This window comes from Mesorhizobium sp. LEGMi-168a, assembly GCF_058312955.1.
Map to the genome: position 1 here is coordinate 1 of NZ_JBZEGV010000098.1, position 1,396 is coordinate 1,396.

The 1,396-nt window shown below is 67.6% G+C and carries 2 protein-coding genes; both read left to right on the forward strand.

What is annotated here, in order from left to right; genetic code table 11:
* The coding region (locus AC4FWB_RS34115; RefSeq protein WP_491030600.1) for a transglutaminase family protein at positions 1–237 on the forward strand (237 nt) is incomplete at its 5' end.
* Between the two features lie 6 nt (positions 238–243).
* A partial coding sequence (locus AC4FWB_RS34120; RefSeq protein ID WP_491030601.1) for a circularly permuted type 2 ATP-grasp protein occupies positions 244–1,396 on the forward strand: 1,153 nt, incomplete at its 3' end.

Consider the following 1,396-nt stretch of genomic DNA (forward strand, 5'->3'; position numbering starts at 1 on the left):
TTCGACATCTACGCGCGCTGGTCGGGCCGCTCTAGCGGCGGCTGCATCTACCATGTCGCGCATCCGGGCGGCCGCAATTACGAGACCTTCCCGGTCAACGGCAACGAGGCCGAGGCGCGGCGGCTCGCCCGCTTCGAGCCGCGCGGCCATACGCCCGGCGGCTATGTGCTTCACGCCGAAGAAGCTTCTGAAGACTTCCCGATGACCCTTGACCTCAGACGGCCCGCGAGACTCTGATCGACCATGGCAAAGGGGAATCAGAAACGGGCGGGTGGAAAGCCGCGGGCGCGGAGCCTGCTGGGGCTCGATCGGCCAATCGACGGCGTCGTCGACGAGATGGTCGACGCCGCAGGCAATCCGCGCCCGGCCTGGCGGTCCTTTATCGAAGCGCTGGATGAGTTGGGTGCGGAAACGCTCGGGCAGCGTTTTACCCGCGCCGACCAGTATCTGCGTGATGCCGGCGTCTATTACCGCGTCTACGACAAGGCCGGCGCCAACGAGCGGGAATGGCCGCTGGCGCATGTCCCGCTGCTGATCGACGAAAAGGAATGGGCCGAGATCAGCGCCGGTCTGGTCCAGCGCGCCGACCTGTTCGAAGCGATCCTCGCCGATATCTACGGACCGAACCGGCTGATCGAGACCGGCATCCTGCCGGCAGGGCTGATCGCGGCCAGTCCAGAATATCTGCGCCCGGTCGTCGGCATCCGTCCGGCCAGCGGTCATTTCCTGCATATGGTCGCCTTCGAGCTCGGCCGCGGACCGGATGGCCGCTGGTGGGTGCTGGGCGATCGCACCCAGGCGCCGTCGGGCGCCGGCTTCGCGCTGGAAAACCGCGTCGCCACCACGCGCGCGTTGTCCGACATCTATGGCGAGCTGCATGTGCATCGGCTCGCCGGCTTCTTCCGTCGCTTCCGCGACGCGCTGAACGGCATGGCAAGAGAGTCCGGCGGCCGCGTCGCCATCCTGACGCCCGGACCGCTCAACGAGACCTATTACGAGCATGCCTATATCGCGCGCTATCTCGGCATCATGCTGCTCGAGGGCGAGGACCTGACGGTGTCCGGCGGCCGGCTGATGGTGCGCACCGTTTCGGGGCTGCTGCCGATCGGCGTCTTGTGGCGGCGGCTCGATGCGGCCTTCGCCGATCCGCTCGAGCTCAGGCCGGACTCGCAGATCGGCACGCCCGGGCTGGTCGAGGCCATTCGCCGCGGCACCGTCTCGGCCGTCAACGCGCTGGGTTCGGGCCTGATGGAAACGCGGGCGCTGCTTTCCTTCCTGCCCAGGATCGCGCAGGAGCTGCGGAGCGAGAACCTTTCCTTGCCGAGCATCGCCACCTGGTGGTGCGGGCAGCAGACCGAGCGCGACCATGTGCTCGCCAATATCGACCGCCTGGTGG